The 19,034-nt window shown below is 34.9% G+C and carries 15 protein-coding genes; 8 read left to right on the top strand and 7 right to left on the bottom strand.

Annotated features, from left to right (window positions below):
* Positions 1-3 precede the first annotated feature (3 nt).
* From IV494_RS05500 to IV494_RS05485, 4 genes are all read left to right on the top strand, one after another.
* Positions 4-387, top strand: a complete 384-nt coding sequence (locus tag IV494_RS05500; protein WP_196079137.1) for a hypothetical protein — start codon at positions 4-6, stop codon at positions 385-387.
* Positions 372-695 carry a hypothetical protein gene (locus tag IV494_RS05495; protein ID WP_196079136.1) on the top strand — a complete coding sequence of 108 codons (324 nt, stop codon included), beginning with the start codon at positions 372-374 and terminating at the stop codon, positions 693-695. Before IV494_RS05500 ends, IV494_RS05495 begins: the two co-directional genes overlap by 16 nt.
* A gap of 57 nt (positions 696-752) precedes the next feature.
* Positions 753-1,856 carry a glycosyltransferase gene (locus IV494_RS05490; RefSeq protein WP_196079135.1) on the top strand — a complete coding sequence of 368 codons (1,104 nt, stop codon included), beginning with the start codon at positions 753-755 and terminating at the stop codon, positions 1,854-1,856.
* 212 nt (positions 1,857-2,068) lie between these two features.
* A complete protein-coding gene (locus IV494_RS05485) occupies positions 2,069-4,621 on the top strand; it encodes an adenosylcobalamin-dependent ribonucleoside-diphosphate reductase (RefSeq protein WP_196079134.1) in 2,553 nt (850 codons plus the stop codon).
* Positions 4,622-4,685: 64 nt separating this feature from the next.
* On the opposite strand, the gene IV494_RS05480 is transcribed toward IV494_RS05485, so the two are convergent.
* The 3 genes from IV494_RS05480 to IV494_RS05470 are packed head-to-tail and all read right to left on the bottom strand — an operon-like array spanning position 4,686 to position 6,992.
* The gene (locus IV494_RS05480; RefSeq protein WP_196079133.1) at positions 4,686-5,393 is read right to left on the bottom strand and encodes a DUF2071 domain-containing protein; all 708 of its coding nucleotides are present in this window, start codon (positions 5,391-5,393) and stop codon (positions 4,686-4,688) included.
* A gap of 59 nt (positions 5,394-5,452) precedes the next feature.
* Positions 5,453-6,208 carry a hypothetical protein gene (locus IV494_RS05475; protein ID WP_196079132.1) on the bottom strand — a complete coding sequence of 252 codons (756 nt, stop codon included), beginning with the start codon at positions 6,206-6,208 and terminating at the stop codon, positions 5,453-5,455.
* Between the two features lie 7 nt (positions 6,209-6,215).
* Positions 6,216-6,992, bottom strand: a complete 777-nt coding sequence (locus tag IV494_RS05470; protein WP_230379910.1) for a hypothetical protein — start codon at positions 6,990-6,992, stop codon at positions 6,216-6,218.
* Between the two features lie 56 nt (positions 6,993-7,048).
* On the opposite strand from IV494_RS05470, the gene lpdA reads away from it, so the two are divergent.
* From lpdA to IV494_RS05455, 3 genes are all read left to right on the top strand, one after another.
* Positions 7,049-8,452 carry a dihydrolipoyl dehydrogenase gene (lpdA, locus tag IV494_RS05465; RefSeq protein WP_196079131.1) on the top strand — a complete coding sequence of 468 codons (1,404 nt, stop codon included), beginning with the start codon at positions 7,049-7,051 and terminating at the stop codon, positions 8,450-8,452.
* 452 nt (positions 8,453-8,904) lie between these two features.
* Positions 8,905-9,900, top strand: a complete 996-nt coding sequence (locus IV494_RS05460) for a T9SS type A sorting domain-containing protein (protein ID WP_196079130.1) — start codon at positions 8,905-8,907, stop codon at positions 9,898-9,900.
* A gap of 381 nt (positions 9,901-10,281) precedes the next feature.
* On the top strand, positions 10,282-11,205 hold the full coding sequence (locus IV494_RS05455; protein WP_196079129.1) for a DUF4476 domain-containing protein: 924 nt from the start codon (positions 10,282-10,284) through the stop codon (positions 11,203-11,205).
* 59 nt (positions 11,206-11,264) lie between these two features.
* On the opposite strand, the gene IV494_RS05450 is transcribed toward IV494_RS05455, so the two are convergent.
* Entirely contained in the window at positions 11,265-12,272 is a 1,008-nt protein-coding gene (locus IV494_RS05450) for a catalase family protein (protein ID WP_196079128.1), read from the bottom strand.
* A 102-nt stretch (positions 12,273-12,374) separates the two neighbouring features.
* Here IV494_RS05450 and IV494_RS05445 point away from each other — a divergent pair, with 102 nt between their 5' ends.
* Positions 12,375-13,208, top strand: a complete 834-nt coding sequence (locus IV494_RS05445; RefSeq protein ID WP_196079127.1) for a CvfB family protein — start codon at positions 12,375-12,377, stop codon at positions 13,206-13,208.
* A 207-nt stretch (positions 13,209-13,415) separates the two neighbouring features.
* On the opposite strand, the gene IV494_RS05440 is transcribed toward IV494_RS05445, so the two are convergent.
* The 3 genes from IV494_RS05440 to IV494_RS05430 are packed head-to-tail and all read right to left on the bottom strand — an operon-like array spanning position 13,416 to position 18,855.
* On the bottom strand, positions 13,416-14,504 hold the full coding sequence (locus IV494_RS05440; protein WP_196079126.1) for a tetratricopeptide repeat protein: 1,089 nt from the start codon (positions 14,502-14,504) through the stop codon (positions 13,416-13,418).
* 3 nt (positions 14,505-14,507) lie between these two features.
* Positions 14,508-18,482, bottom strand: coding sequence for a T9SS type B sorting domain-containing protein (locus IV494_RS05435; RefSeq protein WP_196079125.1), 3,975 nt, complete (start codon positions 18,480-18,482; stop codon positions 14,508-14,510).
* 25 nt (positions 18,483-18,507) lie between these two features.
* The gene (locus IV494_RS05430) at positions 18,508-18,855 is read right to left on the bottom strand and encodes a hypothetical protein (RefSeq protein WP_196079124.1); all 348 of its coding nucleotides are present in this window, start codon (positions 18,853-18,855) and stop codon (positions 18,508-18,510) included.
* Between the last annotated feature and the right edge of the window lie 179 nt (positions 18,856-19,034).

Below are 19,034 nucleotides of genomic sequence, written 5' to 3'. Positions count from 1 at the left end.
GTCATGGAAAATTCAATGATAGACACTAAAAATGATTTAATTGAATGGATCGAAAATACTTTTGATTTAGAAATCCTGCAAAAAATAGTGGATCTAAAAAGTGGTATCGAATCATCGTCATTAATTTCGGATATCAATTCTGAAACTAGTATTAAAGATGATTTTGATGAACAGTTTGCTGCAGGAATGACCTCCGACGAACTCATGGAAAATATTACAGCTCATATGGAAACGATGGCTGAAGAAGAACCATCTTCGGTAGTTTCTGATACCCAATCCGAATATGCGGTTAAAGATGATTTTGATGAAAGGTTTGCTAAGGGTCTGAATTCTGAAGATGCAAGAAAACAGTCAAAAGAAAAAGTGAGAGAATGGTGGGGGAAATAATTTATTCACCGCTTTTTATTTCTGAATTAGATGATCTTGCAAAGGTTCTTTATCAACAAAAATATTTTAGTTTTGTAGAAGATGTCGATGTTTATATCGACAAAATTTATGATTTCATAGAAGGAAATATAGCATATCCAATTTCTAGAAATTCTACGAAAAAATTCCTACAGTACGGCAAGAAATTTCTTCACTATAAAGCCAACAATCAAACTTCTTGGTATATATTCTTTGACCAAAAAGGCAACCAATTTATTATCAATCATATTCTCAATAACCATTCACAAGACTTTCCCGAATTGTTGTAAATTTGAGATTCACTTTGTCAAAGTTGCAATCTTTGACAAAGTTTTCTTAAGAAAAGCATGAAAAAAATCTCTATCCTATTTATCCTTCCAGATTTAGAAACTGGCGGGGCAGAACGAATCGTAACAACAATTGCCAATCATTTGCCACGCGAAAAATTCGAACCTAAAATCATGCTTCTGCGTAAGGAAGGTGGATATCTGGAATTTCTAAAAAATGATGTTGCAATCATGGATTTAAAAACTCCCAGAATTCGCCACTCTTTAATACCGATTTTAAAAGAAATTCGCAAAAGAAAACCTGATATCGTTTTCAGTGGATTTGGTGAAGTTAATGCGTATCTGGCTTTATTTATTAAATTCTTTCCGAAGATAAAATTCATAGCGCGTGAAACTAATGTTGTTTCTCAACACGTTACCCGAAAGGAAATTCGATTTTTTTATAAGTTCTACAATAACTACGACAAGATTATTTGTCAGAGCGATGACATGCAAAATGATCTGATTGAGAATTTTAAAATTAAAAAAGAGAAATTGGTTAAGATTAATAATCCGGTCGATTTTGAATTTATTAATGAAAGATTGGCTAATTCAGAAAAGGGGGAATCTTTCAAAGATGATTTCAAAAATATCGTCGCTATCGGAAACCTATCTTCCAGAAAGGGTTTCGATAATTTGCTTAAAGTTTTCTCTCATTTAAAAAATGAAAAGATTCTGCTTCATATTTTAGGAGCTGGCCGAGATCAAGAATTGCTTCATCAAATGAAAAAAGATTTGGGATTAGAAAATGTCATCTTCCACGGACAGCAAAAAAATCCATATCAGTTTTTAAAATTTGCAGATTTATTTATTCTTTCTTCACGTTACGAAGGTTTTCCAAATGTTTTGTTGGAAGCCGGAGCGTGCGGAACTTATTCTCTGGCAAATAATTGTCTGGGCGGAATTACTGAAATTATTCAGCCTGGAATAAATGGGGAGATTTCTAATATTGAAAATCATGAGGAATTCGCTGGTAACATATTGCGGATTCTGCAAGATAATCACGATTCTGAAGCCATCAAAAATTCTATCTCTTCTCGATTTTCTAAAGATTTTATCTTAAAGAAATACGAAGATGTTTTTTTGAAAATATGTAATCAACCCTTTCAGCCTTCACAAGGCTGAAAGGGTTTTCAAATTCAATTCCAATTAAACTACAAAGAAATAAATTTTTAAATAATTATGATATTAATCATAGTAAAATTTTATTTTCTGTAAACTTTTCACATTTATAATATATTTATTAATCTGGTAATCATTGATTTAAGGTAAATTATTTGTAAACAATTTTTTATTAAAAGATAGTTATGTATATTTATTTCGTCAAAAAAATAATTATGGAAGCAACTGCCTTAGCAAAAAAAATAAAAACTTATACGTACGATGAAGCAATTCAATCTTCTTTACAATATTTCGAAGGTGACGATTTAGCAGCCAAAGTTTGGGTGAGTAAATATGCCTTAAAAGATTCAGAAGGTAATATTTACGAACAAAATCCAGATGATATGCATCACCGGATTGCTTCGGAAATTGCCAGAGTTGAAGCGAAATATCCAAATGCTCTTTCGGAAGAAAAGATCTTTGATCTCATCAAAAAATTCAAATATATTATTCCACAAGGAAGTCCGATGACGGGAATTGGGAATAATTTTCAGATTGCTTCGCTTTCAAATTGTTTTGTAATCGGTAGCGGAACTCAGAGTGATTCTTACGGAAGTATTATGAAGATTGACGAAGAGCAGGTTCAGTTAATGAAACGCCGTGGTGGAGTTGGTCACGACTTGTCACACATTCGTCCGAAAGGTTCTGCGGTCAAAAATTCGGCTTTGACTTCAACTGGTTTGGTTCCGTTTATGGAAAGATATTCCAACTCGACGCGTGAAGTTGCGCAAGATGGAAGACGCGGTGCTTTGATGCTCTCTGTGTCCGTAAATCATCCGGATTCTGAAGATTTCGTAGATGCGAAATTGGAGCAGGGAAAAATTACTGGAGCCAATATTTCCGTAAGAATCGATGATGAGTTTATGAAAGCCGTTGTTGATAAAGAAAATTATATTCAGAAATATCCGATTCACAGTCAAAATCCGAAGTTTCAGAAGGAAATAAAAGCGACTGATCTTTGGGATAAAATTATTCATAACGCCTGGAAATCTGCGGAACCGGGAATTCTTTTCTGGGATACCATTATTAATGAATCTTTGCCGGATTGTTATGCCGATCTTGGCTACGAAACGGTCTCCACAAATCCGTGTGGCGAAATTCCTTTGTGTCCGTATGATTCTTGCCGATTGTTGGCCGTGAATCTTTTCTCTTATGTTGAAAATTCGTTTACGAAAGAAGCGAAGTTTAATTTTGAATTATTCAAAGAGCATGTTGGTTATGCTCAAAGAATGATGGATGATATTATCGATCTGGAAATTGAAAAAATTGATGCGATTTTTCTTAAAATTGAATCCGATCCGGAAGGTGATGAAATCAAAGCGACCGAGAAAAATCTTTGGACAAAAATCCGTCACAAAACAATTGAAGGGCGAAGAACCGGTGTTGGAATTACGGCGGAAGGCGATATGTTGGCTGCCTTAGGAATTCAATATGGAAGTAAAGAAGGAAATGCATTTTCAACTTTGGTTCATAAAACTTTGGCTTTGGCGGCATATCGATCGTCGGTTGAAATGGCGAAAGAAAGAGGAGCGTTTGCAATTTATGATGCTAAGAGAGAAGCGAAAAACCCTTTCATTTTAAGAATGAAAGAATCCGATCCGGAATTATACGAAGATTTAAAAAAATACGGACGTAGAAATATCGCATTATTGACGATTGCGCCAACTGGAAGTACTTCTTTAATGTCGCAAACCTCGTCTGGAATTGAACCTGTGTTCATGCCGGTTTATAAAAGACGCAGAAAAGTAAACCCAAATGATCAGGATATCCGCGTGGATTTTGTAGATGAAGTTGGTGATTCCTGGGAAGAGTATTTGGTTTTCCATCACCGTTTTAAAGAATGGATGGAAGTCAATGGAATCGACACCGATAAAAATTATTCTCAGGAAGAATTAAATAAAATTATTGAGCAATCGCCTTATTACAAAGCAACTTCCAATGATGTGGACTGGTTGAGCAAAGTAGAAATGCAGGGTTCGATTCAAAAATGGGTGGATCACTCGATTTCGGTGACCATCAATGTTCCGAATGATGCGACGGAAGAATTGGTGAATCAACTCTACATCAAAGCGTGGGAAGTGGGTTGCAAAGGCGTGACGGTTTATCGCGACGGTTCACGGTCCGGAGTTTTAATTTCTGCAGACGATAAAAAAGAGGAAAAAGCAGAAATGATTACGTCGGTTTTCCCAACGAAAAGACCGCACATTTTAGAAGCCGATGTTGTTCGTTTTCAAAATAATAAAGAAAAATGGATTGCTTTTGTTGGTTTAATTGAAGGCAAACCTTATGAGATTTTTACGGGATTGGCCGATGATGAAGAAGGGATTTCCGTTCCACGTTGGGTGAATGATGGCGTGATTATTAAAAACCAGGACGAGAATGGAAAATCCCGTTATGATTTTCAGTTTAAAAATCAGCGAGGTTATAAAACGACGATTGAAGGATTATCGCACAAGTTCAAACCAGAATTCTGGAATTATGCAAAATTGATTTCCGGAACTTTAAGACACGGAATGCCGATTGAAAATGCGGTGGAATTAATCAACCGTTTAGAACTCGATTCTGAATCGATTAACAACTGGAAAGCCGGAGTTGCACGTGCTTTAAAACGCTACATCGCCGATGGAACTGAAGCCACTGGAAAATGTTCAAGTTGTGGTTCTGACCAAGTGGTTTATCAGGAAGGTTGCTTGACCTGCAAGAATTGCGGGAATAGTAAGTGTGGGTAAAACTAGTTTTTAGATATAATAAAAGACGCAGAAATGCGTCTTTTTATGTCTAAATATTTTCTTATTATTTTCCCTGCTCGCTTTTCCATTCATGCTCAATATTGGTCATCAATAAAGCATTGTCAAAAGTCACAGAACCTTTTGGAAAGATTTCTTCATTTTCAAAAAAACTTGATTTCACATTTGAAACTTCAAGCGGTTGAACTTCCCATTTGTATGCCTTCAATCTTAATCCATCAAACTTATCTTTGTTGGGTGAATATCCAAGGTCGCCATTTTCGAAAAAATCGGAAGCATTTTCTAAGGTTCCGAAGATGGAGTTCTCATTAAATACTTTGGTTTCAGTTGCATCAATTGATGTTTCGGTTTCATCGGAACTTTTAAAGTCGATATGATAATTTCCGTTTGTTTCTTGCACATTGAATTTTGCCAGATAATGCTTGCCTGGAAATAGTCGACCGCCAATAAATGCGTTTATTTTTAGAGAAGTGTCGCGGCGTGGAATGTAAACGCCCGATTTTGTTTCCTCTTTTTCGTCCCATTCAACGGCGATTCTGTGGGCTCCGTTTTCTGAATTGACGCCGATAAAGTCTGGAAATCCTTTTGGCTTAATGTCTTTCAGTCTGATCAAACAAATTCCTACAATGGCTTTGTCTTTATAAATTTTTGGTCGGAAGGGAAATGGAATTATTTTCTCCACCGATTTTGGATCAGCGGTAAAGTTGATTAAAATTCTTCTGTCGATGTAGCCGTGGATTGTGGGGATTTTCATTTAGATCAAATGTTTTTTATTACTGATCGTACGAAAGGATTCATACGGCAGTATGGGAATTATTTCCAATCATATTTTATCGGAAAATCCATTCCATCTTTTAAGAAGTCTATTCGATCTTTCAGTTTTTCTTTTATCATATCATATTTAAATTTATATGGAATTTTCTGACTGATAGATTCAAAATCTTGCAATGTTTTTTCTTTTCCCGCAAAATAATAACTTATACCCATTCTTTTATATATCTCAGGCTGATCCTTATATGGATTGGGATTTTTTAACAAGATATTTATTTTTGGTTCATTTCTTTGTAGTTCATTATAATATTGTAACATTTGTTTTTTATACAAAATTGAGTCTGTTAATGCCATGCAGTAAAATTGGCCGAACTTTAAATCTTGCTTTTGTGCTGAATTTAATGAGTCATTTTTAATCAATAAATCATAGGTACCAATCATTTCCCTTAAATCATTATTCAGAATTAGTAATCCTAACTTTTTACGCAATAGATTCACACTATTTGGTTGCTTTGTTAACAGAGTATCTAAATATATTTTTGTAGAATCATAATATGTATGAAAATTTGTAGAATCTTTTTTTTCAATTGCAAACTGCGTTTTATCATAAAACAAGTTGTACTTTTTATGATAATCAGATTGTTTTTTATTCTCATCTTGTCCACTACAAGAGAGAAATAGCAGCAATAATATCAAGGGTAATCTTTCGAATATTCTTTTCTCCAGCGATTTTGGATCAGCGATGAAGTTGATTAAAATTCTTCTGTCGATGTAGCCGTGGATTGTGGGGATTTTCAAATTGTTTTTAATTTTTATATAATTCCTCATTTCGTTTCTCCCAATAATTTCCCAGTTGCTGACGACTTGTGAAAATTAACTGGATAATTTCTTTAAGTGAGTCTTCGGAGAATTGTAAATATTCTTGTTCCATACCATTATTTGAAATTCTTAGGTTTACATAAGTGTAACCGTCATCATCTGTGTTTTCCCAATCTGCGTGGACAACTAAATTGCGTAATCTTCCAGTTTCCTTAAGATTGGAAATTAAGTTTTCAAATTCCTCAATTTTATTGTCGCAACAGAGATGGAACTCATCACTAAATCTTTTGAATAAATCTACCTTTGTCGAATAACTCATCTTGTGTAATACAATTAGTCCAGTTGCATCTGTTCTATCAGTAGACATTTGACATATTATACTGTCAAGCGATTTTTCAAGACCATTAAAATACATAACAACTAATCCTATGAGAGGAAGAGAATTGTCCAAGTATTCTTCAGCCTTGTCTTCATCGTCAATTTCATGATATAGGTGTTGTTCAAATATTTTCTTTTTTTGTTTCATTAGTTTCAACTTCTGCAAAAAAGTAAATGTACAAACATTTCTTTCAAATACCAATCTCATAGCCCTGATTGCAGCGGCATCCTTTTGCAGAACGAAGTGGCGCAAAAGATACAGCGGAAAGCAGGTTCCCGGCTCCCCAGAATTATAAGCAATTAAATTCTGAGATCGCCACCTCATTCGTTCCTCATTCCTCGCAATGACATCGACGGAAAATCTCTGCAAATCCACACCACCCAAAGCGAAAATATTTTGTAAATTTGCCCTACTTTTAATTAAATCATAAAAAGATAAATATGAGTCAATTCGATGTTACCGTAATCGGTTCCGGTCCTGGTGGTTATGTTGCGGCAATTAGATGTGCGCAACTGGGTTTCAAAACAGCATTAATCGAGAAATATTCGGTTCTTGGCGGTACTTGCCTGAATGTAGGTTGTATTCCGAGTAAAGCGCTTTTGGACAGTTCGGAGCATTTTTATAACGCTAAACACGATTTCGCCAACCACGGAATTATCATCAATGATCCTGTGGCAGATTTGTCGAGAATGATTGCGCGCAAAAGTGAAGTGGTAGATCAAACCACGAAAGGAATTCAATTCCTGATGGATAAAAACAAGGTTACTGTTTTCGAAGGTGTTGGAAGTTTTGAATCTGCAACTCAAATTAAAGTTACGAAAAACGATGGTTCTACGGAAACGATCGATTCTAAATATACGATTATCGCGACAGGTTCTAAACCAACTGCGCTTCCTTTTATTACTTTGGATAAGGAAAGAATTATTACTTCTACGGAGGCTTTGGAATTGAAAGAAATTCCGAAACATATGATAGTAATCGGTGGTGGAGTAATCGGTTTGGAGTTGGGTTCTGTTTACAAAAGATTAGGTTCTGAAGTAACGGTGGTCGAATTTATGGATAGAATTATTCCAACAATGGATGCTTCTTTGTCGAAAGAATTGAACAAAGTTTTGCGTAAGCAAGGAATGAAGTTCAACCTTTCTACGGGCGTTCAGTCTGTTGAAAGAAATGGCGATACCGTAAAAGTTACAGCGAAAGATAAAAAAGGCGAAGAAGTAGTTTTCGAAGGAGATTACGTTTTGGTTGCTGTGGGTAGAAGTCCGTACACGAAAGGACTTGGACTGGAAAAAGCCGGAGTTGATCTTGACGAAAGAGGAAGAGTGAAAGTGAACGAACATTTACAAACTAATGTTTCGAATATTTACGCCATCGGTGATGTTGTAGTAGGTGCAATGTTGGCCCACAAAGCGTCTGAAGAAGGAACAATGGTTGCTGAATTGATCGCTGGACAAAAACCTCACATCAATTATAATTTGATTCCAGGTGTTGTTTATACATGGCCTGAAGTTGCTGCTGTTGGTAAAACAGAGGAGCAATTGAAAGCGGAAGGTGTTGCTATTAAAGTGGGTAATTTCCCGATGCGTGCTTTGGGAAGAAGCCGTGCTTCCGGTGATATTGATGGTTTCATTAAAGTAATCGCTGACGAAAAAACGGATGAGATTCTTGGTGTTCACATGATCGGAGCGAGAGCCGCAGATTTAATCGCAGAAGCTGTTGTCGCCATGGAATACAGAGCAAGTGCTGAAGATATTTCGAGAATGTCTCACGCACATCCAACCTATGCTGAAGCGATGAAAGAAGCGGCTTTGGACGCGACTGGGAAGAGAGCGATTCATTTTTAAGAAGAGCCAAGTAAAAAGTTAAAAGAGCCAAGGTAAAAGTAAAAAGAGCCAAGGAGAGATTCACGAATTGATCGGCGGTTCGGTTTATTATCATATTAAAAGAGAAGTTTCGGCTTCTCTTTTTTTTGCAATTTGAAATTTAATTACGGAGATCATGCATTTCTTAAATCCGGAGGATTTAATTATAATAGCCGTGGGTGTAACCTGCGGAATTAAAATATTATAATCCACAATGTTCAATAAAAAAAATCGTGGGCGAATGTAACGATTTATATCATGCATGGAATTGAATATGATCATAATGTTAATAGAGAAGTTTCGGCTTCTCTTTTTTTGCTTTAAATGTAAAAAATGGCTGAAATAGAAGATGCTTTTAGAAAAATGGTAAATAAATCAATAATTTAATAAAGGAAATGTAATTATGTAGTAACTTCGCTGTAAATAACAAAATGATGAAAAATATTTATTTACTGCTAACGACTGCGTGCAGTTGTTTAGCCTTCTCACAAACGACGCTTACTAAAGCTGCAAACGATTATTTATCTGGTAACACCATCAATAATGTGAATTACACGGGAACACCAGATAATTCTGTCACCGGTTATCCCAAAACTTTTGATAACAGCTCACTTACTCCCGGGTCTGCAATTACAGCTACTGTCTCTACGCCGAGTGCATCAGAAATTACTACATTTCCAGGTTCTACGGTAAAATTTTCTGATGGAGGCGGTAATGAGATTTTCTACAAATCTTCTGCTGCAGATTTACAGATTACGGGTGCAACTATCGGTGGAGCAGTTTTAAATTTTAGCAGTGACAATGCATTATTTCTAAAATTCCCCACGAGTTACAGCAACACTTATACTGATACTGCGTCCGGAACCGGCGTGACTGGAACCAATAACGCTTTTTTCAAAGGCACTATCACGACAACTGCAGATGGTGCAGGAATACTTAAACTTGGAAGTCAGATCTTTACTAATGTCATCCGTGTCAAAACTTTTCAGGATTATAAATTGTATTTAGATGCAGGTTTCACTTTTCAAGTTGGAACTTTAGTAAGCACTATTTATACTTATTATGATAATGTTAATAGATATCCTTTGTTTACGGCAACAACAGCAACGGTAGTCGTTGCTTTAGCAGGGATCAATCAAACGACGAATTCTGCGATGGGACAGGCAAATCCAACATTAGTAACGCAAAATAATTCTTTAAAAAATAAAGTACAGGTTTATCCAAATCCTGCGACGGAAAATATATTCTTCACCGGAGATTTTAGCAATTTCGACACTGTGAAAGTGATTTCTATTGATGGTAAAATAATTACTACACAATCGGTTAATTCAGGAAAAATAGATATGAGCAAATTACCAGCGGGAAATTATTTTTTACAACTTTCCGGTAAAAATGACAAAGATCAAACAATCCAGGTCATTAAAAAGTAACATTAAGTTTTTAAAGGGTTAATATTTATTTGACTTAAAATTTTTTAATGATGAACTATGAAACAAAACTTTTGGAAAGTTGATCAATGAAGAGAAGTTTAGGCTTCTCTTTTTTTTATGGGATGTTTTGAATACTGGGAATTGTCTTTATTTAAACTTATCCTTTCATTTATATTTTCATGAAATTCACGTGTTCTCATAAAAATATTTTTGAGGATCGGGATTCGCTTTGATTAACATTTTTATGGAAGGTTAAAGCCACTTTCAGGCAATTAATGAATAATACGGTTATTTGCAGTTATTCGTTGAAATTACTTGATAGAGCCACTTTTTGGCATTATTATAGAGTAATATTTCGGAACAACCTTTAAAATTTACAAAATGAAAACAATCTTTACTATTGGCGTCTTATTAATGAATCTTAGCGTTTTTGCGCAGGAAGCAGGAAAAGCCGGAGAACTTCTGAAAAATGAAGCGAAAACTTCCGAAATGCAATCGCAACGCAGCGACGGATTTCGGGGAAATAATAACAACAACAACAACAACAATAACAACAACAACGGAAAAGGTCAGGAGCAATCTAACGACAGGATCATTCCAGGTTTTAAAAACCCAAAGTCATCTGGAAGTAATGAGTATCGCTGGAACTACAACTACGGCAATTCTGAAGTGTTTTTAAGGATCCCACAAAATGGAAATTACGCAGTGGAAATCGGAGACCAGTTCATGAGCAATCCTACAGGAAAATTCAGGTTTTTTGAACTTCGAGCTGGAACTGTTCCGATTTCGATCTACGAAAATAATTATCTGATCTACAGAACACAACTCAGCGTGAGAAACAGCACGCGATTGGTGCTAGATTTCTTTCCAAATCAAGGATTGTATCTTCTGGGAAATTATCCGGTTCAAAATCAGTCTTACGGAATTAATGAGTGGGACGATGTCTGGAATAATCCGTACGGAAACCAAAACGATTACTGGAATGGAAACAGCGGAAACGGAAGTAATTACGCAAACGTAATGAACAATCAGGAATTCGGCACTTTCCTAACGTCTTTGAAAAGAAATGCAAGTTTTGACAAAGATAAAATAGCCATGATTTTCTCGATCGCAAGAAATACCAATTTCACTGCATTGCAGGTTCAGGCTTTGATAAAAGTGATGAGTTTTGATGATAACAAATTAGAAGTCGCAAAACAATTGTATCAGAATTGCGTTGATCGCCGAAATTATTATGTGGTCAATGAGGCTTTTGATTTTGACAGCGGAAGAAGAAAGCTCAACGAATATATTTCAAGATTTTAAGAAGAAAGAGAAGTGCAAACTTCTCTTTTTTTTATTTTAAAAGTAATGGTCAATTTTTTTTACTTTCCATTTAAACGGTTTCGTGTTTCGATGGAAGCCTCGTAAATTTTCTTTCTGATCTGCTGAATTTTTCCGACGGGTTGTAGATTTTCCGCATTTTCAAATGGATTAAAATTGAGGTTTTCGACAGATGAAGTCTTAGAGTCAAGCGCAGAATCCTGCACTATTATAATTTTTCCTAAAAGATATTCGGGCGCGTTTTTCCAGGTTTTCATCAAATCGTTGATGGGCTGATCTTCTAAATTTTCGCAAAGCTGCACCGTCAATAAAAAATGGGAATCCTGCAGGGAAATAAATTCATTGATAGAATCTTTCTGCAATTCATCTTTGCCAATTTCAGAAAGGTTTCGAACAGGTTTCAAGCCGATCTTCATTACGTGATCGCCGATTCGGTAACATCCAATCCCATCAAAATGAAAGGAAAAGAAAAAGTCATTTCGTTTCGGAATAAATTTCATTATTTTCTTCGCCAAATCTACCGAAAACATGGAACTGAAAAGAGATAAACTGTTTTTTATAAGTGAAGGCAGATCTAAAACGGAGACTAAAAAATTATCTTGTTTCGTGACCAAAAAAGTATTCACCGATCTGAAGAAATTTAGAAAAACCGAGGGAGAATTTGTAGGAAATAAAGGGAAATTAACCAAGGGAAAATTGGCGTCCTGACCTTTTATGTTTTTTATTTTTAAAGAAAATCCGTAGAGTGGGGAATCTCTGCCTTTTTTATTGATGATTAAATTTCCGTTAGAGAATCTTGCCAAAAGGTCATATTCTTTTTGGTCGAAAATTTCCGTCAAGAAATCCGGTAAATTTTCTGAGATCTTCAAAAATCCTTTTGCTGTCGCATAAGTTTTGGCATGAGCATCTCGTGTTGCATGATCGACCTCGCTTATTTTTGAAGAACTCTCGATGAATTTTTCAACTGATTTTACAGCTTTTTCCAAATCTCTGGTTTCCTCTGCGGAAAGTTCATCGAATTCCTGACGGTATTTTAAAAGAGGTTTCATGAATTTTTTCTTTGGAAATAGCAACAACCATTCCCGAAAATCTCGGCAGAAAATACCTTATCTTTGCACCTTATTAATATTCACTTTTAGTTATCAGTCATCATGAACATCGGAAAAACTCAATTATTAAAAATCGCAGAAAAAAATTATTCAGGATTATTTCTGGAAGATGAAGACGGTGAAAGAGCTTTTCTACCCAAAATTTTTGCGTCCGAAGATGCGGAAATTGGGGATGAAATGGAAGTGTTCGTTTATCAGGATGATGACAAATTAAAAGCGACGACCGAAAAACCCAATGCAGAAGTTGGCCAGTTTGCCATCATGACGTGTGTACAAAGTTTGCCAACCGGCGCTTTTATGGATTGGGGAATTATCAAGGATTTATTTGTCCCATATAAGCAGCAGAAAGCGAAAATTATCGAGGGAAAAAGATATTTGGTTTATGTTTATGTTGATGAGTTTTTAGAATTAATTACAGGAACAACGCGCTATAAAAGAAATCCGCACTACGAAAATCTGCCTTTGCAAAAAGGAGAAAAAGTTCATTTAATCGTAGCTGGCGAAAGTGAACTGGGTTGGAATGTTATCATCAATAAAGAATATATCGGTTTGATTTATACTTCAGATGTTTATAAAAAACTCTTCCCTTTGAGCGAAGAAGTGGGTTTCATTAAAACCATCCGTGAAGACGGAAAGATCGATGTTTCTCTACAACCGGAAGGTTATGAAAATATTGATGAATTCCAGAAAATGATCTTAGATAAACTCGAAATCAATTATGGTTTGCTTTATCTGTCCGACAAATCGACGCCGGAAGAAATTAAAGATGAACTTCAGATGAGCAAGAAAAATTTCAAGAAAGCCATCGGTGGTTTGTACAGAGATAAAAAAATTGAGATTTTAGATGATAAAATTAAGTTGATCGACGAAGCTTAGGTAAAGCGACTTCAATTAAATATAAAAAGAGCAGTAATTTCTGCTCTTTTTTGCTTTACTTAATATTGCTGTTTTAAAAAGTAATGTCCTTTAATTTCTGTTCTTTAAAACTGGCCGACCGTTTAATAATCGACCATCGGAAAGTACCAGTAATTTCTAAGAATTAAGTTATCGCAATTACAACAAGTGTTAATGATTTCATTCCATTTATTTTAAACATTTACTGTTATAACTTTTTTCAGCAATTTTTTGACCTTCATCCTTTAAAAAAAGCCAAGTTGTACATGCTTCTTTTTTGCTTCCGTAAGCAAAATTGATCTCTGCAAAATTATAATATGCATCAAGGTAAGTATTGTTTGTTTGAAATGCTTTTTGAAACAATTTTAGCGATTCAGCATAGTTTTTTCTTTGATAAGCAGAAACTGCGCTTGTGAAAAATTTCCCGCTTTCTTCAAGCTGAGCTAAACTGATTTCGGCAGTTATAAAAATATCATTGAAATCCAATGAATACAGATTTAATAAATCTCCTGAAGATTCTAAATCTTCTTTCTTCTCATAATAATGAATAAAAGCAAAAGGGATTTTTACATACTTATATCCATTCAGTTTAGATAAATTCCAGTTTTTATAGGAATTGTCTAATAGTCTTAACTGTTCATCAACTTCTTTTTTGAATTTTTCATCATATTTATTTGCTGTAGCTGTTACTTTTTTATTTTCTAAATCTAAAATTACGAAACCACTGAAACGAAAATTTAAGGTTGGATTTTTCGTATAAGGATTCGATTTAGAAATAGTCTTGATCGATCGATTAGTATATTTAAAATTTTTAAATTCAGGATGTAAAAATGAATTTGCGACCAACGTATCCTTTCCTTTTTGTTCGGCAATTTTATCATCTACTAATTTTTTTAAAGGAATTAAAACATATCTTTCTAAATCTTTAGGATCTGTTTGCGAGATATTTTGGGTGAGTATTAACGAATCTGCCGTAAGTTTATCAATATTCAATGATGACTCAGAAGAAGTTAGTAATTTGCGTCCAATCAAGGAATATTTTATGGCCGGGTTGGATTTATGTGATAGTATCGCATCGACTTTTCCTAAATAATAGTTGTTCTTATCGATGCTTATGCAATAATCTTTAAATACAAATTTTTCTTTTTTAAATGGTCTACTTCCGTCTTTCATTTCAACTTTTACGGCATACCAATCTTGATATAAAAGTTTAGTGTCAATTTGCGCAGAGAGGAAACCAACGTTTAAAATCAAAAATAAATAAACTATTTTTTTCATATCTTAATTTCTATTCTTTAAAACGAGCCAACCGCTTAACAATCTACCGTCAGAAACTTTTATGATGTACCAATAACTTCCTGTCGGCAAATGGCGGGAATTGAAAGTTCCGTCCCATTCAAAAGTTCCGTTTGTAATTTTGTTTAAAACCATAGTACCGAAACGGTCGAAAACTTTGATTTCAGAATTTGGATAATTTTCTAAGCCGGAGATCTTCCAGGTATCATTAATTCCGTCTGCATTTGGTGTAAAAATATTAGTTACATTGAAAATGCTAAAATTCATAGTTCCAATGATACAGCCCAGTTTTGTTTTTACGTAAACCGTATAATTTCCATTGTTCAAATTGGTGAAAACATTAGAATTTTGCCAGGTTAAATTATCGAGCGAATAAATAAAATCTCCTGAAGTAGAAATTTGAACTGTCGCCGTATTATTTACAATCTGCACTCCTGTAATCGTAGCAAGAACCGATTGCTTCACAGTGACCAGCGCAGAATTTTCGCAACCAAAAGTGTTTTTGACTTTGATACTATATTTTCCAGCTTCTGTAACGACCAAAATCTGTTTGGTGGAGATGATTTTTGGATCACCTGATTTCGTCCATTCATAAGAAGAAAAACCTATTCCGGCATCTAAATTTGCGCTTTGACCATTACAGAATTCTACGTCGGTAGGAAGATTGATATTCGGTTTTGGATTTAATGTTAAAGTCAGTTTTACGAATACAAAGCATCCGAGGTTATTTGAAATTTTTACATTAAATAAATTCGAACCTAAAATTAAACTGACCGTTGATGGATCCGTAATCAATTGATTGTTCGCATTGAAAAATTCAAATAGATAATTTGCAGGATTTACAATTAAATTTCCTTTGAAATTGTTGAGGTTTTCAGCTTTAGTATTGTCGGTCGTCGGATTGCAAAATACTGTTGAGTAATCATTTGCAGGTATTCCACCATTTGTCACATTTACTTTAACGGCTAATTTCTGAGTGCTTTCGCAACCATTTAAAGTTTGAGTGGCAAAATAGGTTTTTCCATCAACAAGTGGAGTAGAGGTCGCTAAAACAGTCCCAGCAGCGTCGAACCATTTGATGTTTTGACCAACGATGATGATGTTTGAAATCGTTGATAATTGCGCGGAACAGAAATCTTGAGTTGCATTTCCTGTGGGTGGATTTGGATCATTTAAAGTTACGGTAATTTCTGTTTTGCTACTTTCGCATCCGTTTAAAGTTTGCGTTGCAAAATATTTATTTCCATTAACCAAAAGAGTAGTTAGACTTAAAAGATTTCCTGCCGCATCACACCATTTAATGGATGTTCCGGAAATTTGAATATCCGAAATTTTTGGAGTATTAATTGCGCAGAAATTTTGAGTCGCGTTTGCATTTGGAAGTGCAACTCCCTGTACGCTCACATTTTGATTTTGATTAAGGATGTGACCATTTCCATCATTATAAAACCAATGGATCACGTAATTTCCTGGAGTATTATAGGTTAAAGGATCGGTGGTTGTTGCATTAATTTTTGTTCCGCAACCAGTTGTTGCTGTTGGAATTGTAGTGATTGTTATTTTACAGAAAGCCGTAATGTTTGGCAAATTGGGAATGTCTAAAACAGGTAAAGTTGGACTTCCGATGTTTACAATGACCGAAAATATTCCGCCACATGATTGTCCGCCGGTAATCCTGACAAAATATTCTCCTGAATCACTTGCCTGTGCATTATTGATTACAGGGTTTTGAATAAGTGAATGAAAATTATTTGGTCCAAACCATTCGTAGCTTGTTCCTCCCGAAGCATTTAACTGAAGATTTTGATTAATACAGGTTGGGACAAAAGATACCGTAACATTCGAAGCACAATCTGCAAACTTGGCGATGTACATATCGTTATTGTTCGTATTTGTAGTTTGTTGGAAAGTTCCCGGTGTTGCAATCCCCGTATAATTACGTGATGACAATCCCCATAAATAAAGATAATTGTCGTAATCTTTGGTGATCATACCAAGTTGCGTTCCACCACTTCCTTGGTAAAAAGTGGACCAAATTTTTTGAAAATTAGAATCGTATTTGGTGTAAAAGGTAGAAATATATTGTCCAATATTTGGCAAATAAGATCCCGTTGTAGTTTGTTGATTGATCCAGGGATCGTTTGGACTTGCGCGACCTGAAGCAAAAATATTTTTGTTATTGTCGATATAAATATCTCCATCGCTGTTGTAAATGCTTACTTCTTTATAATCTTTAACAGTATTGAGAGCAGTATCTACAAGAAAATAGCACAGTTTATTTTGAGTGTACATTTTTCCGGCAAACATCACTTCATTACCAAAACGACGTGTTGAAAGGAAAAAATAACTTTCTGCATTGCCAAAATAACTCGACTTCAATAAATTTCCAGCTTCTGAAAATTTCACATATAAACCATTGTTTCCAAAATTCCCACCATTATTTACTTGTTGAAAAGCATCGATCATAGGAAAATCGGTACCTCTTGAAATTCCCGATAGTTCTATACCTGTAGCGTCTGTATTAAAAATGCTGTACATTACACTTGGTCCATTACCTCCGATATAGGTGAAGAAATCGTTCGCTCCAGTAATCGCGTCGAATTTTGTTAAAAATCCAGTTTCACCGACTCCAATATTTTCTTGAAAGGCACCCGCTGTTCCGAAAACATTTAATCTTGTTTTTCCAGTGATATAAACTTTATTATTGAGGAGTTTTACATCATTTATTTCTGTTTCGTCGCTATACCCAGAATAGGCAGGATTTCCTACTTCTCTACCTATTTCATTTTCAAGGATTAAATTGCCATTTGAATTTAATTTTAGAAGAACTATTTTCTGATAAAAATAATATCGGTTTCCTGGATAAAGTGGATTTGGTTTTTCAACGACTATTGCAGCATAAATATTAAAATTTGCGTCAAAGTCTAAAGATCCTGTAGTATCAAAATATTTTTTTCCATAATACGTTCCCCAAAATCGCTGTCCGTTTTTGCTTATTTTTGAAATAAAAGCATCTCCACCTCCAGCTAAATAATTTTGATAGCTTCCAGTTGTCGCAACATTATTGGTACTTGTTGAATAACCAAATAAATAAATATTATTATTATTATCAGGTCTGATCCAAGCGTATTCTTCACCATCTCCGCCAAAATAACTTCCCCAGATTCTTGTCGGAACAGGATCGATCACGATAGTCTTATCTGAACTATCTTTTGTAGATGCAAAACCAAAAGTTTGATTTCCTAAATCTTTAAACTGAACATCGATAGAATTTTTTGCACTTCCGATTTCTTCCCAGGAATGAGGAATGTTTTCCTGCATTTCCCCAAAACGAAGAGTCATCGAAAGTTTTCCGTCTTTTAATTTTGTTTTTGCACCTTGAAATTTTAATTTGATGTCAGAAATTTTTCCGCCTGGATTGACGATGAAATTGTATTCGACAGGTCTTAAAGTATCATCTGGTTTAAAGAAAACCAGATCAATATTTGGGTAAAGATTTTTGTAGGTGACTTTTTCGAAGCGGTGAACATTTTCTACTCCTTTTGGATTGTTGGGTAGATTGTAGTAATTGTCGTAATCTTCTGACTTGCCTTCAGCAATAATTTCGGAGTTATGATTGGCGCCGAGAAACTGAATATCAACGCGGTGAAATTCATTTTGCAGATCAAATTCAGGACGTTTTTTACCTTCGGTTGGAAGATCTTGTTTTGTCCGTTCCTGTTTCTTTTTGAACGTTTTCCTGGTCTCATAAACGTCGTAGGAAAAACCGGAGTTTTTGATCTGAACATTTAATCCACCAGAATTGAAAAGGTATTTTACTGCGGAATTTTCTTTACCATCCTGATCCACAATCTGACCTTTATTTTCATAGAAAAAATGGTCGGATCTAGTTGTGTGATTTTGGCTAAAAAGGACAATTGAAAAGGAATGGAGAAACAGAAGAAGTAAAAGTTTTTTCATGCAGATAAGTATGTTCAAATATAAATTATTCTTTCCTTACCAACAAAATCCAGTCTTCTTCTAATAATTTGTAGCCTATATCATAAACAAAACGATATTCTGCACCATTTTTATAGACCTTCAAATTTGTGAAATATTCAAAATTAAATCCTTCTGAAACTAATTTGTTTCGCGTAGTTTTGGCTTTTCCTTCAATGAATTTTTGTTCTGACAGAACGCGGTAATTTTTGCGCAGTTTATTATTCACGTTGCGCATAAGATTGGAGGAATCCTGGTTGTTTTTGTTATTGTAGGCGTTTCTGCAGCCGTCATTGCAGAATTTTTTATCCGTTCGTCCGATGATTTTTTCGCCACATTCTAAACAATTTTCCATAAGAATCATTTGATAATCAAATATATAAAAAATATCCGTTTGTAAACGGATGAATGTTGCCGGAGATTTCTCGTCTCTCAAAATTATAGGTGATGATCTGTTTTAATGCGATCAATTATCTCTTGGGAAGATAATTCATTCTGAAATTTATAGAATTCGAACATGCGAATAATTCTGAA

Origin of the sequence: Kaistella gelatinilytica, assembly GCF_015679325.1 — a bacterium.
In the GTDB taxonomy this organism is placed as follows: Bacteria; Bacteroidota; Bacteroidia; order Flavobacteriales; family Weeksellaceae; genus Kaistella; species Kaistella gelatinilytica.
The sequence above is the reverse complement of the archived record's forward strand: the minus strand, read 5'-3'. Positions and strand labels throughout refer to the sequence as shown.

Excerpts from the sequence above, each read along its gene's own strand:
- IV494_RS05430 (WP_196079124.1), bottom strand. The coding sequence starts at position 18,855 with ATGGAAAATTGTTTAGAATGTGGCGAAAAAATCATCGGACGAACGGAT.
- IV494_RS05455 (WP_196079129.1), top strand. The coding sequence starts at position 10,282 with ATGAAAACAATCTTTACTATTGGCGTCTTATTAATGAATCTTAGCGTT.
- IV494_RS05495 (WP_196079136.1), top strand. The coding sequence starts at position 372 with ATGGTGGGGGAAATAATTTATTCACCGCTTTTTATTTCTGAATTAGAT.
- IV494_RS05480 (WP_196079133.1), bottom strand. The coding sequence starts at position 5,393 with ATGAAAATCCCCACAATCCACGGCTACATCGACAGAAGAATTTTAATC.
- IV494_RS05500 (WP_196079137.1), top strand. The coding sequence starts at position 4 with ATGGAAAATTCAATGATAGACACTAAAAATGATTTAATTGAATGGATC.
- IV494_RS05460 (WP_196079130.1), top strand. The coding sequence starts at position 8,905 with ATGAAAAATATTTATTTACTGCTAACGACTGCGTGCAGTTGTTTAGCC.
- lpdA (WP_196079131.1), top strand. The coding sequence starts at position 7,049 with ATGAGTCAATTCGATGTTACCGTAATCGGTTCCGGTCCTGGTGGTTAT.
- IV494_RS05445 (WP_196079127.1), top strand. The coding sequence starts at position 12,375 with ATGAACATCGGAAAAACTCAATTATTAAAAATCGCAGAAAAAAATTAT.
- IV494_RS05490 (WP_196079135.1), top strand. The coding sequence starts at position 753 with ATGAAAAAAATCTCTATCCTATTTATCCTTCCAGATTTAGAAACTGGC.
- IV494_RS05485 (WP_196079134.1), top strand. The coding sequence starts at position 2,069 with ATGGAAGCAACTGCCTTAGCAAAAAAAATAAAAACTTATACGTACGAT.
- IV494_RS05440 (WP_196079126.1), bottom strand. The coding sequence starts at position 14,504 with ATGAAAAAAATAGTTTATTTATTTTTGATTTTAAACGTTGGTTTCCTC.
- IV494_RS05435 (WP_196079125.1), bottom strand. The coding sequence starts at position 18,482 with ATGAAAAAACTTTTACTTCTTCTGTTTCTCCATTCCTTTTCAATTGTC.
- IV494_RS05450 (WP_196079128.1), bottom strand. The coding sequence starts at position 12,272 with ATGAAACCTCTTTTAAAATACCGTCAGGAATTCGATGAACTTTCCGCA.